The organism is Pseudolabrys sp. Root1462 (genome assembly GCF_001426945.1).
Classification (GTDB): domain Bacteria; phylum Pseudomonadota; class Alphaproteobacteria; order Rhizobiales; family Xanthobacteraceae; genus Pseudolabrys.
Window position 1 is genome coordinate 863531 of the sequence record NZ_LMFS01000003.1, and the last position, 18446, is coordinate 881976.

General features: G+C 63.6%; 19 protein-coding genes, 1 tRNA gene and 1 riboswitch. Of the genes, 13 read left to right on the plus strand and 7 right to left on the minus strand.

The window, feature by feature from the left end; all coding sequences use genetic code 11:
* Positions 1-100: 100 nt before the first annotated feature.
* Positions 101-589, minus strand: a complete 489-nt coding sequence (locus tag ASD45_RS20810; RefSeq protein ID WP_056913540.1) for a GcrA family cell cycle regulator — start codon at positions 587-589, stop codon at positions 101-103.
* A gap of 512 nt (positions 590-1101) precedes the next feature.
* On the opposite strand from ASD45_RS20810, the gene ASD45_RS20815 reads away from it, so the two are divergent.
* From ASD45_RS20815 to ASD45_RS20830, 4 genes are all read left to right on the plus strand, one after another.
* Positions 1102-2328 (plus strand): aspartate aminotransferase family protein, encoded by a 1227-nt coding sequence (locus ASD45_RS20815; protein WP_056913541.1) that lies wholly within the window; start codon positions 1102-1104, stop codon positions 2326-2328.
* The gene (gene argF / locus ASD45_RS20820; RefSeq protein ID WP_056913542.1) at positions 2325-3251 is read left to right on the plus strand and encodes an ornithine carbamoyltransferase; all 927 of its coding nucleotides are present in this window, start codon (positions 2325-2327) and stop codon (positions 3249-3251) included. Before ASD45_RS20815 ends, argF begins: the two co-directional genes overlap by 4 nt.
* 163 nt (positions 3252-3414) lie before the next feature.
* Positions 3415-4422 carry an Hsp33 family molecular chaperone gene (locus ASD45_RS20825; RefSeq protein WP_056913656.1) on the plus strand — a complete coding sequence of 336 codons (1008 nt, stop codon included), beginning with the start codon at positions 3415-3417 and terminating at the stop codon, positions 4420-4422.
* 54 nt (positions 4423-4476) lie between these two features.
* Complete coding sequence (locus ASD45_RS20830) at positions 4477-5211, plus strand: hypothetical protein (RefSeq protein WP_162249475.1); 735 nt, start codon at positions 4477-4479, stop codon at positions 5209-5211.
* Between the two features lie 5 nt (positions 5212-5216).
* On the opposite strand, the gene apaG is transcribed toward ASD45_RS20830, so the two are convergent.
* Positions 5217-5609 carry a Co2+/Mg2+ efflux protein ApaG gene (gene apaG, locus ASD45_RS20835; RefSeq protein WP_056913544.1) on the minus strand — a complete coding sequence of 131 codons (393 nt, stop codon included), beginning with the start codon at positions 5607-5609 and terminating at the stop codon, positions 5217-5219.
* A gap of 90 nt (positions 5610-5699) precedes the next feature.
* Here apaG and ASD45_RS20840 point away from each other — a divergent pair, with 90 nt between their 5' ends.
* Genes ASD45_RS20840 through ASD45_RS20850 form a run of 3 tightly spaced genes read left to right on the plus strand, consistent with a single transcriptional unit; the run spans position 5700 to position 8495 of the window.
* Positions 5700-6878, plus strand: a complete 1179-nt coding sequence (locus ASD45_RS20840) for an OpgC domain-containing protein (RefSeq protein ID WP_056913545.1) — start codon at positions 5700-5702, stop codon at positions 6876-6878.
* A 26-nt stretch (positions 6879-6904) separates the two neighbouring features.
* Positions 6905-7651, plus strand: a complete 747-nt coding sequence (locus ASD45_RS23765; RefSeq protein WP_162249476.1) for a GDSL-type esterase/lipase family protein — start codon at positions 6905-6907, stop codon at positions 7649-7651.
* Between the two features lie 46 nt (positions 7652-7697).
* Complete coding sequence (locus ASD45_RS20850; protein WP_056913547.1) at positions 7698-8495, plus strand: GDSL-type esterase/lipase family protein; 798 nt, start codon at positions 7698-7700, stop codon at positions 8493-8495.
* A gap of 68 nt (positions 8496-8563) precedes the next feature.
* Here ASD45_RS20850 and ASD45_RS20855 read toward each other — a convergent pair whose 3' ends face one another.
* Positions 8564-9751: an O-succinylhomoserine sulfhydrylase gene (locus ASD45_RS20855; protein ID WP_056913548.1), complete on the minus strand. Its 1188-nt coding sequence runs from the start codon at positions 9749-9751 to the stop codon at positions 8564-8566.
* A 116-nt stretch (positions 9752-9867) separates the two neighbouring features.
* Positions 9868-9946, minus strand: a riboswitch (SAM riboswitch).
* 78 nt (positions 9947-10024) lie between these two features.
* On the opposite strand from ASD45_RS20855, the gene ASD45_RS20860 reads away from it, so the two are divergent.
* The 5 genes from ASD45_RS20860 to ASD45_RS20880 all read left to right on the plus strand — a co-directional run bounded on the left by ASD45_RS20860 (position 10025) and on the right by ASD45_RS20880 (position 12623).
* Entirely contained in the window at positions 10025-11140 is a 1116-nt protein-coding gene (locus tag ASD45_RS20860) for a 2'-deoxycytidine 5'-triphosphate deaminase (RefSeq protein ID WP_056913549.1), read from the plus strand.
* Positions 11141-11227: 87 nt separating this feature from the next.
* Positions 11228-11782: a sugar O-acetyltransferase gene (locus ASD45_RS20865; RefSeq protein WP_056913550.1), complete on the plus strand. Its 555-nt coding sequence runs from the start codon at positions 11228-11230 to the stop codon at positions 11780-11782.
* A gap of 73 nt (positions 11783-11855) precedes the next feature.
* The gene (locus ASD45_RS20870; RefSeq protein WP_056913551.1) at positions 11856-12113 is read left to right on the plus strand and encodes a GlsB/YeaQ/YmgE family stress response membrane protein; all 258 of its coding nucleotides are present in this window, start codon (positions 11856-11858) and stop codon (positions 12111-12113) included.
* Between the two features lie 66 nt (positions 12114-12179).
* Positions 12180-12253, plus strand: a tRNA-Gly gene (locus ASD45_RS20875).
* A 94-nt stretch (positions 12254-12347) separates the two neighbouring features.
* Positions 12348-12623, plus strand: a complete 276-nt coding sequence (locus tag ASD45_RS20880) for a hypothetical protein (protein WP_056913552.1) — start codon at positions 12348-12350, stop codon at positions 12621-12623.
* 6 nt (positions 12624-12629) lie between these two features.
* On the opposite strand, the gene ASD45_RS20885 is transcribed toward ASD45_RS20880, so the two are convergent.
* From ASD45_RS20885 to ASD45_RS20900, 4 genes are all read right to left on the minus strand, one after another.
* Entirely contained in the window at positions 12630-13421 is a 792-nt protein-coding gene (locus ASD45_RS20885; protein WP_056913553.1) for a transglutaminase-like cysteine peptidase, read from the minus strand.
* Positions 13422-13694: 273 nt separating this feature from the next.
* On the minus strand, positions 13695-14366 hold the full coding sequence (locus tag ASD45_RS20890; protein ID WP_056913554.1) for a cyclic nucleotide-binding domain-containing protein: 672 nt from the start codon (positions 14364-14366) through the stop codon (positions 13695-13697).
* Positions 14367-14493: 127 nt separating this feature from the next.
* Entirely contained in the window at positions 14494-15291 is a 798-nt protein-coding gene (locus ASD45_RS20895; protein ID WP_244485555.1) for an MBL fold metallo-hydrolase, read from the minus strand.
* A 122-nt stretch (positions 15292-15413) separates the two neighbouring features.
* Complete coding sequence (locus ASD45_RS20900) at positions 15414-16502, minus strand: cyclic nucleotide-gated ion channel (RefSeq protein WP_244485583.1); 1089 nt, start codon at positions 16500-16502, stop codon at positions 15414-15416.
* A gap of 334 nt (positions 16503-16836) precedes the next feature.
* Between ASD45_RS20900 and ASD45_RS20905 the strand changes: the two genes are divergently transcribed.
* On the plus strand, positions 16837-18446 hold a 1610-nt coding region (locus ASD45_RS20905; protein WP_200949748.1), incomplete at its 3' end, for a FecR domain-containing protein.

Consider the following 18446-nt stretch of genomic DNA (forward strand, 5'->3'; position numbering starts at 1 on the left):
CAAGTCTTCCCGGCTGTTTGAAAATCAAAGACAAGAAAGCGCCCGCAACGAAAAAGCCGGAGCTTTCGCCCCGGCTTGAGACTTCGCGCTGGCAGATCGCTCAGTTGCGGAACGCCGGCTTGTGACGACGGCGGTCGCTGGCCGGCTGATAGGCGACGCGGCAATGGAAGCTGCAATAGGGCTGGTCTTCCGCGCTGTCGCCGCCGCAGAAGAAGAAATCCGGGCCCGACGGATCGCCCACCGGCCAGTGGCAGGTGCGCTCGCTGAGCTGCAGCAGGGTCTTGCGCTGCTCGACCGGGATTTCCAGCAGTTCGGGTTCGGGCTCGGCCTCGTAGTCATAGGCCAGCGCCGTGTTGCCCCGGACCTGGGGCCGCTGCACCCGGATCATGTGACCGGAGGTGCGGGCCTTGCGCGGCCGCGGCGCCGTGCTCGAGGGGCTTTTGGCCCGGCCCGACAGGCCGAGGCGGTGCACCTTGCCGATCACGGCATTTCGGGTGATCCCGCCCAGTTCGGCCGCGATCTGGCTGGCCGAGAGGCCGTCCGACCATAGCTTCTTTAAGAGTTCGACCCTCTCGTCGGTCCAGCTCATTTGGGCGTTCCCCTCGGCGTCCAAGCTTCAGATAGAATCCATCCCCTTCGTCCGGCACGGCTATTCGTGCCCGAACGTGTTACGCTGCAGGGATGAACCAGATTTTGGCGGCGGTACGCACGACATGTCGTATCGCCTGACCAAAAAACTACACTATGGGTTGACTCTCCCGCAAGCTTTTGCAATCGGCGAAAGCCCATCTACCAACAGGTTTTCCTTTAGAATCCGCAGTTGCGGTGAAATTGAGTCGGCCGAATCGGTTTCCCGGTTCGGTTGACTTGGGGCCGACCTGGCCTAAAATGCCTGCAGTGCCGCCCGGCGAGGCGGCACGTTTCGTTTCGGGCGCAGCCAGCCGGGAAAACGCTTCAGTCCAAAGGAGATCGGCCCGCGGGCCGTCCCGCGGACGAGTCTTCGGCGAAGATGTTGAAACGCCTCGGCTATTGTCCGGGGTCGCTTTCGTTTTCCCGTTCGCTGCGCGTCGGGCGTCGTGTTTTTCGTTTCGTTGAAAGAGACTGGCCGTGAGCTCGCATCTGTTGCCGACCTATGCCCGTGTCGACCTCGCTTTCGAGCGGGGCGAAGGTGTTTGGCTGACCGCGACCAACGGCAAACGCTATCTCGATTTCACCTCGGGCGTCGCCGTCAATGCGCTCGGCCATGCGCATCCGCACATGGTCGCGGCGATTACCGCGCAAGCCCAGAAGCTCTGGCATACCTCGAACCTGTACCGCATTCCGGAAGGCGAGCGGCTGGCCGAGCGGCTCTGCGAGCTTTCCTTCGCCGACTATGTGTTCTTCCAGAACTCCGGCACCGAGGCGATGGAATGCTGCATCAAGATGGCGCGGAAATACCAGTACGTGTCCGGCAAGCCGGAACGTAACCGCATCATCACCTTCGAAGGCGCGTTCCACGGCCGGACTCTTGCCGCGCTGTCGGCGACCGGCAACAAGAAGTATCTCGAAGGCTTCGGCCCCAACATGCCGGGCTTCGACCAACTGCCGTTCGGCGACATCGAGACGGTGAAGAAGGCGATCACGCCGGAAACCGCGGCGATCATCGCCGAGCCGGTCATGGGCGAGGGCGGCGTCCGCGTCGTTCCCCATGAATTTTTGCGCGCGCTGCGCAAGCTGTGCGACGACAATGGCCTGCTGCTGATCTTCGACGAAGTGCAGACCGGCGTCGGCCGCACCGGCGACCTCTTCGCCTATCAGCATACCGGCGTGACCCCGGACATTATGGGGCTCGCCAAGGCGCTCGGCGGCGGCTTCCCGATCGGCGCCTGCCTTGCCACGGCGGAAGCGGCCAAGGGCATGACGCCGGGCACGCACGGTTCGACCTTCGGCGGCAACCAGCTCGCCATGGCCGCGGCCAATGCCGTGCTCGACATCGTCGCCGACCGCGCCTTCCTCGACGAGGTCAAGCGCAAGGGCCTGCTGTTCAAGCAGCGGCTCGCCGAAATACGCGATCGCTATCCGTCTGTCGTCGCCGAGGTGCGCGGCGAAGGCCTGCTGATGGGCCTGCGCATGGTGCCGCCGGTCGGCGAGATGGTCGATGAGCTGCGCAACGAGGAGATGATCACGGTTGCCGCCGGCGACAACGTGGTGCGTCTGCTGCCGCCGCTCATCATCAACGACGAGGAGATCGGCGAGGCGATCAGGCGCATCGAACGCGCCTGCGCCAAGCTCGCCCAGGCCCATCCGCGCCAGAGCAATCCGGCCGCCAAGCAAGGGGCGGTCGCATGAGCGGCGACATCCGTCACTTCCTCGATCTCACCGACATCCCGAAGCCGACGCTGAAGGAGATGATCACGCACAGCCGCGCCATCAAGGCGCGGCAGAAGCGCGGCGAGGGTCCGCAGCCGCTCGCCGGCAAGACTCTGGCGATGATCTTCGACAAGCCGTCGACGCGTACGCGCGTGTCGTTCGACGTCGGCATGCGCCAGCTTGGCGGCGAAGCGATCATGCTGACGTCGCAGGAAATGCAGCTCGGCCGCGGCGAGACGCTGGCCGACACCGCGCGCGTGCTGTCGCGCTTCGTCGACGCCATCATGATCCGCACGCTCGATCATGAATCGGTCGCCGAGATCGCGAAATACGCCACGGTGCCGGTGATCAACGGCCTGACGCGCCGTTCGCATCCGTGCCAGGTGCTGGCCGACGTCATGACTTTCGAGGAGCATCGCGGTTCGATCACCGGGCGCAAGATCGCCTGGACCGGCGACGCCAACAACGTGCTGGCGTCGCTGATGCACGCCGCCGAACGCTTCGATTTCGAACTGCGCGTCGCCTGTCCGGCGGAACTGAAGCCGAAGAAGTGGCTGATGGACTGGGTCAAGTCGTCCGGCGCCAACATCAAGGTCGGCGACGATCCGGAAGCCGCGGTCGAAGGCGCCGATTGTGTCTTCACCGACACCTGGGTGTCGATGGGCGACCGCGAGGCCCAGCACCGCCACAACGTACTCAAGCCGTATCAGGTCAACTCAGCCTTGATGGCCAAGGCCAAGCCGGACGCGCTGTTCATGCACTGCCTGCCCGCGCATCGCGGTGAGGAAGTCACCGATGAGGTGATGGACGGGCCGCAGTCCGTGGTGTTCGACGAGGCCGAGAACCGCCTGCACGCCCAGAAGGGCCTGCTCGCCTGGTGCCTGCACGCCGAAGACGCCTGAGGCTTCGCCCGGCCTGATGGTGAGGAGCGCACGAAGTGCGCGTCTCGAACCATGTGGCCGTCCCATCCTTCGAGACGCGGTCCTGCGGACCGCTCCTCAGGATGAGGCGGGTTGCCCTCGCAATTTCGCCCTCGCTCGCTACATAACCGGCATGACTGAACCGATGAGCCAATCCCCCGATATCTCCATCCCCACCCGCGTTCCGTCGGCCGCTTCGGTCGATGACGCGGTGACGCCGTTCGAAGTGGCGAGCCTGGATCTGCGCGGCCGGCTGGTCCGCCTCGGCCCGATGGTGGACGAGATCCTGTCGAAGCACGCCTATCCGGCACCGGTCGCCAAGCTGCTCGGCGAGGCGATCGTGCTCGCCGTCATGCTTGGTTCGTCGCTGAAGATGGACGGCCGCTTCATCCTGCAGGCCCAGACCGACGGTCCTGTCGGTCTGCTGGTGGTCGATTACACCACCCCCGGCCAGGTGCGGGCCTGCGCCCGGTTCGGCGCGTCTGGCGTCGAGGCGCTGGTTGCCTCCGGCGAGGCGACCTCCGCCAATCTGCTTGGCAAGGGCCATCTCGCCATGACCATCGACCAGGGTGAGAACATGCAGCGCTACCAGGGTCTGGTCGCGCTCGATGGCGCTTCGCTGGAAGATGCCGCGCACGAGTATTTCCTGCGCTCCGAACAGATACCGACCCGCGTGCGTCTTGCCGTCGCCGAAGAATTCAAGCCCGGCTCCGGCGCCGACAGCCATCGCTGGCGCGCCGGCGGCGTCATGTTGCAGTTCCTGCCGAAATCGCAGGACCGCGCGCGCATCGATCTGCATCCGGGCGATGCGCCCGAAGGCGTCGAAGTTGCCCCGGTGATCGAGGACGATGCCTGGGTGCAGGGCCGGGCGCTGCTCGAGACCGTCGAGGACATCGAACTGATCGATCCGGACCTGTCGAGCGAGCGGCTGGCCTTTCGGCTGTTCCATGAGCCGGGCGTGCGCGTCTTCAAGGTGCAGGAAGTTCGCGCGCAGTGCTCGTGCTCGCGTGACGCCGTGTTCTCGATGCTGAAGAGTTTTTCGCAGGACGATCGCAACCACATGGTCGAGGACGGCCGCATTTCCGTGACCTGCGAGTTCTGCAATTCCAACTACGTGTTCCAGCCTGAAGACGTCGGCGCCAACGGCAATTAACTGTGCTCCCGCATTAACCTTGCGCGCCTGGCCGAACGCGGCCCGACTCCGTGCATGATTAGTGAGCTCTCGATGCGCTCTGGGTTGCTTGCGATGGCGTTGATTGCGGCGCCTGTCGCATCGTCGGCGGCGATCGCACAATCGTGTCCGGCGCCGCTCGCGCAAGCGCGCCGCCTGGTGCTGGTCGTGCCCGACACCATGACGAATAGCACCGCGACCTTGCGGCGCTTCACGCGATCCGCGCCCGTTGCCGAATGGCAGGCGGACGGCGGACCGGTCAGCGCGCTGATCGGGCGCAAGGGCACAGCGTGGTCGCATACCTTCCGCAACTTCGCGACGGCCGGCGAGCCGATCAAGGTCGACGGTGACAAGCGTGCGCCGGCCGGCTTCTTCGCCATCGGCCGCAGCTTCGGTTTCGCTCCTGCGCGCCGCGCACATTATCTTCATGTCGAGGAAGGCGTGACCTGCGTCGATGATCCCTCATCGCCCGCCTACAACACCATCTCGACGCGGGCGCAGGTTGGCTGGCAGGTGCATGGCGAGAACATGTGGCGCGTCCCGGAATATCGCCGCGGCCTGCTGGTGGAATATCCGACCAACCGGGCGGCGAAGGCCGGCTCGTGCATTTTCATCCACGTCCGCAAGCCCGGCGCGCCAGGCACCGCGGGCTGCGTCGCCTTGCCGGAACCGGAGGTCGAGCGTCTGCAGAACTTTTCCGTAAACGGGGCAGTCTTGGCCGTCGTGCCGCGGCCGGCGCTCGGGCGCTTCAAGGGTTGCCTGCCGCAATAGCTCAGCTAATTGAGGATGCGGCCTTTGGACGGCATGTCGAGCGAAAATAACGGAATATCTATATCGAAGCGGCGGCCATCCTCGGTGATCATTCCATAGGTGCCTTCCATGAAACCGGACGGCGTCGGCAGCGGCACGCCACTGGTGTATTCGAAGGATTCCCCCGGCTTCAGGATCGGCTCTTCGCCGACGACCCCCGCCCCCTTGACCTCCTGCAGCCGGCCGGACGCGTCGGTGATGCGCCAGTGCCGGGTCTTGAGCTGGACGGTCTCATCGCCGTGATTGACGATATCGATGGTATAAGCCCAGAAGAAATAAGCGCTGGCAGGCGACGACCGCTCGGAAAGATACCGGGGCGTGACGGTGACCTCGATCTTGCGGGTAATCGCGCGGTACATGTTCTGCCTTAATCCTATGCGACGCGATTGAAGCCGGCTCGGTTTGGTGTTCGATTATGACCGAAGCGGTATAGGAAAGAAAAGCCGTCCATGGTGCCGACCACGACCGAACGTGACCTGCGTCTGGATCTGTTCCGCGGGCTTGCGCTCTGGCTGATTTTTCTCGACCACATACCGTCCAACGCGGTCAGCTGGGTTACGATCCGTAATTACGGGTTCTCCGACGCCACCGAGATCTTCGTCTTCATCTCCGGCTACACGGTCGCCTTCGTCTACGGCCGGTCGATGTATCTCAACGGCTTCCTCATCGCCGCGGCACGGGTGCTCAAGCGCGCCTGGCAGATTTACGTCGCTCATATCTTCCTGTTTGCGATCTACCTCGCCGAGATTTCCTACATCGCGCATTCGTTCGAGAACCCGCTTTATACCGAAGAAATGGGCGTGCTGAATTTCCTGAACAGTCCGGACGTGACGATCATCGAGGCGATGCTGCTGAAGTTCAAGCCCGTGAACATGGATGTGTTGCCGCTGTATATCGTCCTGCTGCTGGGCTTCGCGCCGTTCCTGTGGTTGCTGATGCGGGTCCCGACGATCGCTTTGCTGGCCTCCGTCGCAATCTATACGCTGTCATGGCTGTTCGACTGGAATTTGCCGGCCTGGCCGCAAGGCGTCTGGGTGTTCAATCCGTTCGCCTGGCAGTTCCTTTTCATCTTTGGCGCGTGGTGCGCGCTCGGCGGCGCGGCACGGTTGTCGCGGGCGATCAATTCGCCGATCACTTTGGTCCTCGCCATCGTTTATTTGCTGTTCGCCTTCGGCATCGCGCTGACCTGGCACATTCCGACCCTGGGCGCCTTCGTCCCGAGCTTTGTCGGCGACCTGATCTATCCGATCGACAAGACCAATCTCGACGTGCTGCGGATTCTGCACTTCCTCGCGCTGGCGATCATCACGGTACGTTTGGTGCCGCGCGACTGGCCGGCGCTGAAGTCGCCGTGGTTCAAACCGGCGATTATGTGCGGCGCGCATTCGCTGGGCATTTTCTGTCTCGGCGTGTTCTTGTCGTTTGCCGGGCACTTCGTGTTCACCGAAGTTTCCAACCGCGTACCGGTTCAGATTCTTGTCAGCGTGGCGGGTATTGCGATCATGGCGGGCGCGGCGTGGCTCATTTCATGGTATAGGATCATTGAACGCCAGGGATCAGGATCGGGGTCCGGATCCTCGACGAGGACGCAGGCTGCCAAGCCGAGCTTGGCCGGGGGCGACACATGAGCGGGCGACGTCCATGGGGGTTGGGCGTGCCGGTATCGGCATGCCTAGCCGCGCTATTTTTGAGCCTGGGAAGTCCGGCTCACGCGACCAATCCCGCCGAGTGTGGGGTCGATGGCGGTCCCTTTGCCATTGCCTTCCCGATGCAGCACGTCAAAAAGGCCATCGCCGACAAGTCGCTGTCGATCCTCGTGGTCGGCGCGGGCTCGTCGCAATTGCCCGGCCCGAACGGTGCGGCAAATTCCTATCCGGCCCGCTTGCAGCAGAGTCTCAGTCGTAAACTCCCGGGCGTGCAGGTTTCGGTGACGACCGACGTCAAGTCGCGCCGCACCGCCGTCGACATGGTCAAAACATTGCCGGCTGAGCTCGCTGCGTCTCATCCGGCTCTGATGCTGTGGCAGACGGCGACGGTCGATGCGATGCAGGCTGTCGACCCCGACCAGTTCAGCCAGGCGCTCGACAAGGGCATTCGCAAAGCCCGCGCAGCGGGTGCTGACGTGATGTTCATCAACCCACAGTATAGTCCCCGCACTGAATCCATGATCGCGCTCGGCGTCTATGTCGAAAACATGCGCTGGGTTGCAGTGCAGCAAGAAGTGCCGGTGTTTGATCGCTTCAGTCTTATGAAAGCATGGTCCGACCAAGGAACCTTTGATCTCTATTCCCCGACAAAGAAACTTGATATGGCTGAGCGGGTACACGATTGTATCGGACGCTTATTGGCCGATCTCGTCCTTGAGGCCGCCAAGCCAACACCGCCAGCCGATAATAACTAACGGAAAAGATACCTCGGACCTTGATCGCTGCCTTGGGGAAGAATCCGTGACGCTGTTCGATCTCGCCGGCCGGGCGACCAAATCGCTCGCTGCCGCTCTGTTGTTTTTTATTCCCGCGGCGGCGCTTGCCGATGCCACCGCGCCGCAGCCGCGCTGCGACACCCCGCACGATCTGTTGCGTCTCGGCGGATCGCTGACGCATGTCGCGCAGAAGATTGCACGCCGCCAGCCGGTCACCATCGTCGCCATCGGCTCGTCCTCAACGGCCGGCGCCGGCGCGTCGTCGCCCGCCGCGAGCTATCCCAGCCGCCTGTCCGTCGAACTCCAGGCGCAGTTTCCGGCACAACGTTTCACGGTGATCAACCAGGGCGTGAACGGCGAAGAAGCGCCGGACATGCTGCGCCGCTTTGACACGTCGGTGATCGCCTACAAGCCCGATCTGGTGCTTTGGCAGCTCGGCACCAATTCACTGATCCGCGACCACCAGATGGAAGATCGCGGCGGGGCGATCCGCGGCGGCCTCGATCGCATCCGCGCGGTCGGCGCCGACATCATTCTCATCGATCCGCAATACGCGCCGAAAGTGATTGCCAAGCCGCTGGCGCCGAAGATGGTCGACTTCATCGCCTCGGTATCGAAGCAGGAAGACGTCGGTCTATTCCGCCGCTTCGAGGCGATGAAACGCTGGAACGAAGACGGTCTGCCGTTCTCGGCATTCACCATCGCCGACGGCCTGCACATGAACGACTGGGGCTATGCGTGCATGGCGCACCACCTCGGCCTCGCGATTGCCGAAGCGGTGAAACGCCCGATCGTGGCGGCCAAAGCATCGGCCGTCCGTTAATCGAACAGTCAACCTCGTTGCGATGGCCGGACATTTGCTTGTCCGGCCATTTTCTTTTTGGCGGCGCCTTACACCTTGTCGAGCGCCGTCAGCAGGTCCTCGAGGATATCGTCTTGATGCTCGAGGCCGCATGACAGCCGCACCATGCCGTCGCCGATGCCGAGTTCGGCACGCTGCTCCGGCGTCAGCCTTTGATGCGTCGTCGTCATCGGATGCGTGATCAGCGTCTTTGCGTCACCGAGATTGTTGGTGATCTGCGTCAGCTTCAGACCGTTGAGGAAGCGGAAAGCGCCTTCCTTACCGCCCTTGATTTCGAAGGCGATCAGCGTCGAGCCAGCCTTCATCTGCTTCTTGACGATGTCGGCCTGAGGGTGGTCGGCGCGGCCGGGATAGATGAGCCGCGTCAGCTTGTCGTGGCCGGCGAGCTTGTCGGCGATCACGCCAGCGGTCTTGGTCTGGCGTTCGACACGGACGCCGAGCGTCTCGAGGCCCTTGAGCAGCACCCAGGCATTGAACGGCGGCAGCGTCGGGCCGGTCTGCCGCAGCAGATTGTGATAATGATCGGCAATGATCTTCTCGCTCGACAGGATGACGCCGCCGAGCACACGGCCCTGACCGTCGATATGCTTGGTCGCGGAATAGACGACGACGTCGGCCCCGAGCTGCAGCGGGCTCTGGTACAGCGGCGTCGCGAACACGTTGTCGACGACGAGCTTGGCGCCGGCGCTACGGGCGATCTCGGCCACCGCGGCGATGTCGTAAACTTCCAGCGTCGGGTTGGTCGGCGTCTCCATGAAGAAGACCTTGGTCTCCTTGCGCACCGCCTTTTTCCAGGCCTCGAGGTCCTTGCCGTCGACCAGGGTGAAGGTGACGCCGAAGCGCGACAGCCAGTCCTCGATTACCCAGCGGCACGAGCCGAACAGCGCCTTGGCGGCAACGATGTGATCGCCGGCGCGGACCAGCCCCATCAGCGCATTGGTCACGGCGGCCATGCCGGTGACGGTCGAGCGCGCGGCCTCGGCGCCTTCGAGCGCGGCCATGCGCTTCTCGAACATGTCCATGGTCGGGTTGGAGTAGCGCGAATAGACGTAACCCGGGATTTTACCGGAAAAGCGCGCCTCGCAGTCTTCGGCGCTCTCGTAGCGATAGCCCTGCGTCAGATACAGCGCCTCCGACATTTCGTTGAACTGCGAGCGCAGCGTGCCGGCGTGGACCAGGCGGGTTTCGGGGCGATAGCCTCTGTTATCGTCGGACATCGTTCAGCTCCTTTGGCCTGACGCGCCAGTGAAGGCTCGTTCAGCCAATAAAAAACCGGCCGGAGGATAAGTCCTCGGCCGGGCTCATATGTCCTTAAACGGGCGTCGCGCCCTGGGGCATCATGTCCACGGCCTTTTAGCGATTTGTTTTACGTGGCTGCAAGCCGGCCGGCTCAAATGACCACGGGATAAAGGGGTTTTAGCGGCTCAGTAAGCTTCCCGTCAAGCCGCCCGTTGGGTTAGATCGCAGGCAGAGACGGCGGGGATTGTTGCGTGGCGCTGACTTTTTCCAGAGATGACAAAGGAATTCTGCCCGACAGCATGATCGAGCAGCTCGCCGCCGATGGCGCGATCCTGCGCGAGAAAGACTTCGCATCGGACCAGATTCAGCCGGCTAGCCTCGATCTCCGTCTCGGTTCGGTGGCTTACCGCGTGCGCGCCTCGTTCCTGCCGGGTTCGGCCAAGGTCGCGCGCCGCATCGACGAATTGACGCTGCACCAGTTCCCACTCAAAGATGGCGCGGTGCTGGAGACCGGCTGCGTCTACATCGTGCCGCTGCTGGAGAGTCTGGCGCTGCCGCCTGAGATCGCCGCCGCCGCCAATCCGAAGAGTTCGACCGGCCGCCTCGATGTCTTCACCCGCGTCATCGCCGACGAGATGCGCGGCTTCGACCGCATCGAGGCCGGCTACAAGGGTCCGCTTTACGCCGAGATTTCGCCGCGCACCTTCCCGGTGCTGGTGCGTGAAGGTACCCGACTGTCGCAGATCCGTTTCCGTCACGGCCACGCCCAGCTCGATGCCGCCGCCTTGAAGGCGCTGCACGCGCAAGAGCGTCTCGTCGATTCAGATGATGTCGACCTGAGCGACGGGATCGCCGTCAGCGTCGATCTGTCCGGCACCATCGCCGGCGCGGGACGGCCCGGCATCGTCGGCTATCGCGCCAAGCGGCACACCGCGGTGATCGATGTCGAACGCCGCGGCGGCTACGACGTTGCCGACTTCTGGGAGCCGATCGACGCGCGGCCCGACCAGCGGCTGATCCTCGATCCCGACGAGTTTTACATTCTCGCGTCGAAGGAAGCGGTGCAGGTGCCGCCTGCCTATGCCGCCGAGATGGTGCCGTTCGATCCCTTGGTCGGCGAATTCCGCGTGCACTATGCCGGCTTCTTCGACCCCGGTTTCGGCTACGCCGGCGCGGGCGGCCGAGGTTCGCGCGCCGTGCTGGAAGTGCGCTCGCGCGAGGTGCCGTTCATTCTTGAGCATGGCCAGATCGTCGGTCGCCTCGTATACGAGAAGATGCTCGGCTTGCCGAAGACCTTGTACGGCCAGGGCATCGGCTCGAACTACCAGGCACAGAGCCTGAAGCTGTCGAAGCATTTCAGAACCTAGTCCGCCCGAGCGAACGGGCATCGCCGCCGCGAGGAACCGACCTATCCGTCGCGGCTTGACCCTGTTGGTGATCAACGGGAGGCGGCGATGAGCGAACGCCAGAGAATGGTGGCGGGTGAACTCTATGATCCCATGGATGCCGAGCTCGTCACCGCGAGGACGCGTGCGCGCAATCTCTGCCAATTATTGAACGCCTCCGCCGAGGCGGACACCGGCACGCGCCGGCAGATTCTTGAGGAATTGTTCGGCGCCGGTGGCGAGTCGGTCCTGATGCAGCCGCCGTTCTTTTGCGACTACGGCGCCAACATCGAGCTCGGCGAGCGGGTGTTCTTCAATTTCAATTGCATCATCCTCGACGTATGCCCGGTGCGCATCGGCAGTTTCACGCTGTTCGGTCCGTCGGTGCAGATCCTCACGCCGATGCATCCATGGAATGCCGAGGCGCGCCGCAAGAAAGAGTTCGGCAAGCCGGTGGAGATCGGATCGGATGTTTGGGTTGGTGGCGGCGCCATCATTCTGCCGGGCGTGCGTATCGGCGCGCGGGCCGTGATCGGCGCCGGAAGCGTCGTATCCCGCGACATTCCGGACGGCACGTTCGCCGCCGGGAATCCCTGCCGCGTGGTGCGGGAGATCGCGGAGTAGGACACGCCGAGTCGCCTTCGAGGAAACCAAACCTCGATCGCCGCGTTGTGGCCTGACCAGCACAGGGGATTACATGAGCATCATCTGGACGATCATCATCGGCTTTCTTGCCGGAGTCGTCGCCAAATTCATTTCGCCGGGACCGAACGAGCCGTCCGGCTTCATTCTGACGACGATCCTCGGCATCATCGGCGCCTTCGTTGCGACGTGGCTCGGTCAGCAGATCGGCTGGTATCAACCCGGGCAGGCGGCGGGCTTCATCGGCGCCGTGGTCGGCGCGATCATCGTGCTGGTGGTCTGGGGCATCGTTACCGGACGGCGCGCCGCCTGAGGCACGCTTCCGGAGACAAACGGCCCTTGCCGCGCCGCCTTTCCTTTGGCTAAGGTCCCGCCCGACGCGGGCGTAGTTCAATGGTAGAACGGCAGCTTCCCAAGCTGCATACGAGGGTTCGATTCCCTTCGCCCGCTCCAATCCGTGCCCCTTTCTCTTGCAGTTACGCCGGACGCCGGCATGGCCGCCACGGGCTTAACCGGTTGTTTCCCCCTCGCGGCCAATACTCGGTTCATGACCGGACGTGTCGCTGTCATCCTCGTTGCCCTGGCGGGTTCGATCGCCTCCGTACAGGCGGCTGATCTCGGCGGCTCGTGGTCAGCGGGCGGCGAGGCCTATTGCGGCTCCGACATGATCACGGTCTACGATTCCCAGCCGGGCGTGATTACGCGGCGCTGGCGGCCCTGCAAAGACTGCGACCAGGCGCGCGGGGCGGATCGATTCCGGCGCGCGCAGGCCTCGATGGTGTTTCAGCCATACCCGCCCTTCATGGAGCCGTGGCGGCGCTGAATTGCGTCATCCGATCGCTGCCGCCACCGGCATAAATCGCTTATCGAGCCCGGCATCGCGGATCAGCTCCGGCTTCGGCGCTTCCTCGCCAAGCGCGATCAGCGGCTTCAACTCCGGCGTCTGCGCGTCGGTGAGCAATAGCATCTTGCGGTTATCGAGGATCAGCCACTCGCCGTCGATGCGAGCTGCGGTCACCGCATGATCCTCGCCCGTGCGCGCGTCATGAACGATGACGAGCTTGAGATCGTTGACGTTAACACCCGCCTCGCGCAACGCGACATATTTGGCGATGGCATAATCCTCGCAATCGCCGGCGCCGCTGGCGAAGGTCATCAGCGGCGATTGCCAGATATCGGCGGCGCCAAACTGCGCGCTATCGCGCGTCGGGCGGATGGCGAGATTGATGGCGCGGTTGATCCGGCCGGCGCGGGCGCGGCCGGTCTCGGCGCGCGCCGCATCGATGATCGAAACAAAGCGTGCCGCCGCCGGCGAGCAGGCCTGCGGCATTTGCCGGCACAAGATCATGGCGCGCGTCTCGATAGCGATGGCAGCCTGCAGCGCCTGCCATTTCGCGGTCATTGCATCGGCAGGCGCGGCAGACAGCGCTGACTGCGCCAGACCGAACGGCGCGGACACCGCCGCCGAGCGCGTCGCGACGGCTGGCGGATCGGCCGGCGCCCATGCGACCTGCTGCGGTGAAGGCTCGGCGCGCGCGCCGCCATGCCAGGCGGCGGACAGGATTACGCTGAAAACAGCGGCGAGGAAAATCCACGCCGGCCAGTGCAACCGGATGCTCATTGACACGTCCCCGTCGGAGCGGTGACAGGCCGGTCTTGATCGCCGGTCTCATGCCGCTCGCGGGAACATCGATAAGTGAAGAGCTTCTGAGGCCCGGTTAAGTGCGCCGCGACCGCACGGGAACTTTGCCGGGCAGCGTCAACGCGCCTTAGGGAAACTGCGTAAAATTTGAATCATTGCGGCGCGACGGCAGTGCGCGATCGCGCTCGCTAACCGAGCATTCATCATTAAAAGAGCGCAAAGAAACGTATGGCTGCGGCCAGCCGTGCGCGCTTAGGCAGTCGCGGCTTTGGGGCGCGCCTCCAGCTCCTGCTCCAGTCGCTTCATATTCTGCAGCAGGCGTTCGCTGGTCAGCCGCAGGAAGTAGAAGCCGAAGGTCGGATTCTGGAAATACAGTTCGCTGAGCTTGTCGTAGGTGATCACCATCATCTCGGTGTCCTCGACGCATTCGACGGATTGAGTGCGGGCGTGCTCGGGGGTCAGGAAGCCGAGTTCGCCGACCAGGCGGCCCTCGGGAAGGTCGACATTGATTTCGACGACGCGGCATTTGCCATGGACGATGTAGAACATCTCGGAGGCATGGTCGCCCTTGCTGAACAGCAGGTCGCCTTTTTTGTAGTGCCGCTTGCTCATGTAGGGCTTGAGCCAGTTCATCGACAGATCGCCTTGCGCGGCGTGGCGCACCTTGTGGATCAGTTCGATCATTTCGTAGAGCCGATAGGCATTCAGCGGGATCAGGATGCCGTAGAGAAACAGCGTCGGATAGGACGGATAGAGAAAGCCGTAACCGACGAACAGCGCGTTGCTGAGGATTTCGCAGACGCGCAGCGGCACCATGGTCTTCATGTAATGGCTGGCGATATACAGAACGCCACCGATAAACCCGATGGCGAGAACGATGGTGTGCATGTCCACGCCGAGAAAAACGTCGTGCGAATCGTGCATCGATTGCCCCTCAACCCCTTCGACGAAATGTCGTGCCGGCCCAGCTCCGGCAGCGCTGCTTCAATAGTATCGCCGTACCTGTGAAGAGGCCAGATGCTTCACCGCCGCAGCGGCCGGCGTCGCCGTCTTACAAATCGATGATCTGGCCTTCACGCGCGGTGATGGTGCCGGGTCGTGCGTCGGCGGCGTCGGCGGCGAGCCCGTCCATGAAGTCGTCGTCATGCGATGGGTCGTGGTGGAACAGGCAGAGCTGCTTCACGTTCGCCACGTTGGCCAGCTTGACGCCGCGCTCCCAGGTCGAATGGCCCCACGTTTCGCGCGTCTTGATTTCCTCTTCCGTGAAGGTCGCGTCATAAACAATGAGGTCGGCGTTGCGCGCCAGCGAAACGAGCTCGCTATCGCGGTTGCCGGGAAAGCCCGAGGTGTCGCTGATCACCGCGAAAATCTTGCCGTTGTATTCCAGACGATAGCCGCTGGCGCCGTCGGGGTGATCGAGTGGCGCGGTGCGCAACGTCACGCCGGGATAAGGCTCGAGGACGTCGCCTGAGACGAAATCGTGGAAGGTGATGCCCGCGCGGAAAATCTCGACTTCCACCGGAAACAGCGGCGAACTCATGATCTTGCGCATGACCTGCTCGACGCTCGCCGCCGGCAGCAGATTGCCGGCCCAGACGCCGATCTTGTAACCGTCGACGAAGAACGGCGCGAAGAACGGCAGCCCCGTGACGTGATCGAGGTGGCAATGGGTGAGGAAAATCTCGACCTCGCGGCGCGCGCTGTTCTTCATCAGCGCGTTGCCGAGTGGCCGCAAGCCGGTACCGGCGTCGAAGATCAGGACGTGATTGCCGCAGTGGACTTCGATGCACGGCGTATTGCCGCCATAGCGAATGGTGTCGGCACCGGGACAAGCGATACTGCCCCGCACTCCCCAGAACCGTACACGCATGAATGACCTGTCGCCCTGTTTCCGATATCGATACCGCATCCTAGTTCGCGCCGGACCATAGGTGGAACGCCGGCGCGGCGCGAGGCGGAACTGTTCACAGCCTATTGTGCGGCATCGGCGTCGTTGACGATGTGACCGGCATCCTTGACAGGGGCGCGTCGTCGTGCCGCCTCCGCTTCCAGTTCTCTGGCGAGGTCGGGATGTTGCGCGGTGAAGGCGTGGAAATCCGTGACGTCGAGAGTGAGGAGAGTTGTCGGCCGCGTCGTGACCACGGTGGCCGTGCGCGGCGCGCCGTCGAGCAACGCGAATTCGCCGAAGAACGAGCCGGCGGCAAGCCGGATCGGCTTCGGTTCGACTTGGACCTCAACTTCGCCGGAAGCAATGAAGAACATGCAATCGCCGGCGCGGCCCCGTCGCACCACGACGCTGCGTTCGGCGAGGTCCTGACGCCTCAGCATCCGCGTCAGCTCGATGACACCGGCGGCATCGAGCGTACGCAGGAACGGCACCCGCGTGACCAGTTCGTATGTGCGGATGAATTCCCGGCGCCGGTGCTCGTTGGCGAAGCCGGTGGCCAGAATGCCGGTCCACAGGCCGAAGACGCCGAGGCCGCAGATCATGACCAGGCCGGCGACCGAACGGCCGACGAAGGTTTCCGGGACGGCGTCGCCGTAGCCGGTGGTGGTCAGGGTCGTCACCGCCCACCACAGTGCCAGCGGCAGGGTGCCGAACTTCTCCGGCTGGCCCGGGCCCTCGGCGAGATGCACGGCCACGCTGGCGAGCAGCAGGACGATCAGGAAGATCACGAAGACGCTGGCCAGCGGCCGGGCTTCGAGGTGGATGATGCGGCCAAGCAGGGACAGCCCGGGCACCACGGTCGCGAGCTTGAGGATCCACAGCGACGCGAGCAGCCAGGCCTTTTCAGGCGGCAAGCCCGCGATCAGCGCGAGGGGCACCGGGACGACGCCCAGGACGTCCCACCAGAACTCCGCCGAGCCCAGATAGGGTGGCTTGCGGCCGAAATGGGAGCTTTGCCGGGTTTTCAGGGCCATTTCGGCGGCAAAATAGCCGAGGCAGACCCAAAGCGCCGCGGTGATCCAGGGGGCCCGCAAACCGGGAACCGTCATCGCGGCCATGGCGACGAGGCCGATCACCAGCACGGCGTATTTGACCCGCCCCGACACAAACACTTCCAAGGGCTGATCCTGCGGCATCGACACTCGGCTCGCACTTTTAGGGACGGTCAGGCGCAGCTTACGCAATGAACCGGGCAGACGGCTATCCGGGCCGGTGGATCAAAGCGGTGGATGAAGCCCGGGCTGCGGAGAAAGTGCCCGCGCTGCCAAAACATTAGGCTTTCGGGCCGCCCGAGCCAATTCCGGGCCGGGATTAAGGATAAATGCTGTCCTTTCCGCCGGACAGGCGGTAAAAGCGGTCTGTTTATAATATAATGCTTTATTAACCTTGGCCTTTACGGGGAAGGCCGAACGATCTTCCAACCGCGGCCCGAGGATGCGCTGAGGCATGCTTCGAGACGTCAGCGATTTTGACCCAGAGTCGTTCGCGTTCGGCCACGACGCCGAACACGCGGCGACGACTGCTGTCGACGTCCAGGCGGGGCCATCCGGCGCGACGGCGACGATCGCGGACGCGCATCTCCTGTTCAATTCGGATTTCGTCCGCGCCGGCCACGATCTCATCCTGCGCGGCCACGACGGCGGATCTGCTGTCGTCCGTGACTATTTCGCATCCGAGACGCGCGCGACCCTGATCTCACGCGACGGCGCGAAGCTTTCCGGCGAACTCATCGACATGATGAGCGGGCCTCTCGCGCCGGGCCAGTACGCGCAGGCTGGCGCGCCGGCTCAGGCGGCATCTGATGCCGTAGGCCGCGTCGTCACCGGGAGCGGCGATGCCAGCATCATCCGCAACGGCGTCGCGGTGACATTGAAGGCGGGCGATCCCGTCCTGCGTGCCGACGTGCTGCAGACGCAAGCCGGCACGATGGCCGTGACGTTCAACGACGGCAGCACCCTCAACCTGACCGCCAATACCCGTATCGTTGTCAGTGAATTTGTCTATTCGCCGAACGGCGCCGGCAATTCGCAGCTGCTCAACCTGGTGCAGGGCTCGCTGACCTTCATTTCCGGCGAGGTCGCGCATAGCGGCAACATGCGCATCGGCACGCCGGTGGCGACCATGGGCATCCGCGGCACGGTCGGCGGCGTCACCACGGCGAACGACGGCACGGTGCACTTCTACGTGTCGCAGAGCGCGACCGGCGCCGTGATCATCAACGAGCAGGGCCAGATCATCGCCAACGTTGTGCAGGACGGTCCGATGATCGTCGTTCGCCCGGCGGGGCCATTGCAGGTGATTGCCGAAGAAATCCAGAAATCGCCGCAACAGCTCGCCGTCGAACTGCAGGCGCTGCAGCAGATCGTCAGCATCAAGACGGTCGGCGACCAGCTGTTGCAGCAGTTCTTTCAGCAGCAGAATCCGAATAACCCCAATCCGCAAACGCCGCAGAACGGGCCGCATACCCAGATCCAGATCGATCTGCACAAGAGCCCCGGCAATGCGATCGGCGACGACCTGCCGGGTGGCAACCCCGGCCCTATCGACCAGGCGACAATTCATTTTATACCGACCAATCCCGACAATCCGGCCATACCCACGACCATCACCGATTTGCTGCAGGTCAACCTGCCGCCAGTGACGTTCGCGCCTTTGTCGCTGACCACGGCCGAAGACACACCGCTCATCTTCGGCGGCCCCAGGGCCATTACGATCGCCGACAATGACAGTTCGATCCTCACCGTCACCCTGTCGGTGACTAACGGCGTTCTCAGTCTGGGCAATGTCTCCCAATTGTCGTTCAGTTCCGGCGACGGCGCGAACGACGGCACCATGACCTTCAGCGGCTCGCCGGCGGCGATCGCAACTGCCCTGAATGGCCTCACCTATATGCCGTCGCAGGACTACAACGGCGCCGCTGTCCTCAGCATCACCAAAACCGACGGCCATTCCGCGCCAACCACGACCACAGTCGCCCTTAACATTACGCCGGTCAACGACGCGCCTGTGATCGTGGGCTCGGTGGTGGCTGATCTGCCGCAGATCGCGGCGGCGGG

Bases quoted from the DNA above. Each gene is read 5' to 3' on its own strand.
- ASD45_RS20810 (WP_056913540.1), bottom strand. From the start codon at position 589: ATGAGCTGGACCGACGAGAGGGTCGAACTCTTAAAGAAGCTATGGTCG.
- argF (WP_056913542.1), top strand. From the start codon at position 2,325: ATGAGCGGCGACATCCGTCACTTCCTCGATCTCACCGACATCCCGAAG.
- ASD45_RS20825 (WP_056913656.1), top strand. From the start codon at position 3,415: ATGAGCCAATCCCCCGATATCTCCATCCCCACCCGCGTTCCGTCGGCC.
- ASD45_RS20830 (WP_162249475.1), top strand. From the start codon at position 4,477: ATGATTAGTGAGCTCTCGATGCGCTCTGGGTTGCTTGCGATGGCGTTG.
- apaG (WP_056913544.1), bottom strand. From the start codon at position 5,609: ATGTACCGCGCGATTACCCGCAAGATCGAGGTCACCGTCACGCCCCGG.
- ASD45_RS20840 (WP_056913545.1), top strand. From the start codon at position 5,700: ATGGTGCCGACCACGACCGAACGTGACCTGCGTCTGGATCTGTTCCGC.
- ASD45_RS20855 (WP_056913548.1), bottom strand. From the start codon at position 9,751: ATGTCCGACGATAACAGAGGCTATCGCCCCGAAACCCGCCTGGTCCAC.
- ASD45_RS20865 (WP_056913550.1), top strand. From the start codon at position 11,228: ATGAGCGAACGCCAGAGAATGGTGGCGGGTGAACTCTATGATCCCATG.
- ASD45_RS20870 (WP_056913551.1), top strand. From the start codon at position 11,856: ATGAGCATCATCTGGACGATCATCATCGGCTTTCTTGCCGGAGTCGTC.
- ASD45_RS20880 (WP_056913552.1), top strand. From the start codon at position 12,348: ATGACCGGACGTGTCGCTGTCATCCTCGTTGCCCTGGCGGGTTCGATC.
- ASD45_RS20885 (WP_056913553.1), bottom strand. From the start codon at position 13,421: ATGAGCATCCGGTTGCACTGGCCGGCGTGGATTTTCCTCGCCGCTGTT.
- ASD45_RS20890 (WP_056913554.1), bottom strand. From the start codon at position 14,366: ATGCACGATTCGCACGACGTTTTTCTCGGCGTGGACATGCACACCATC.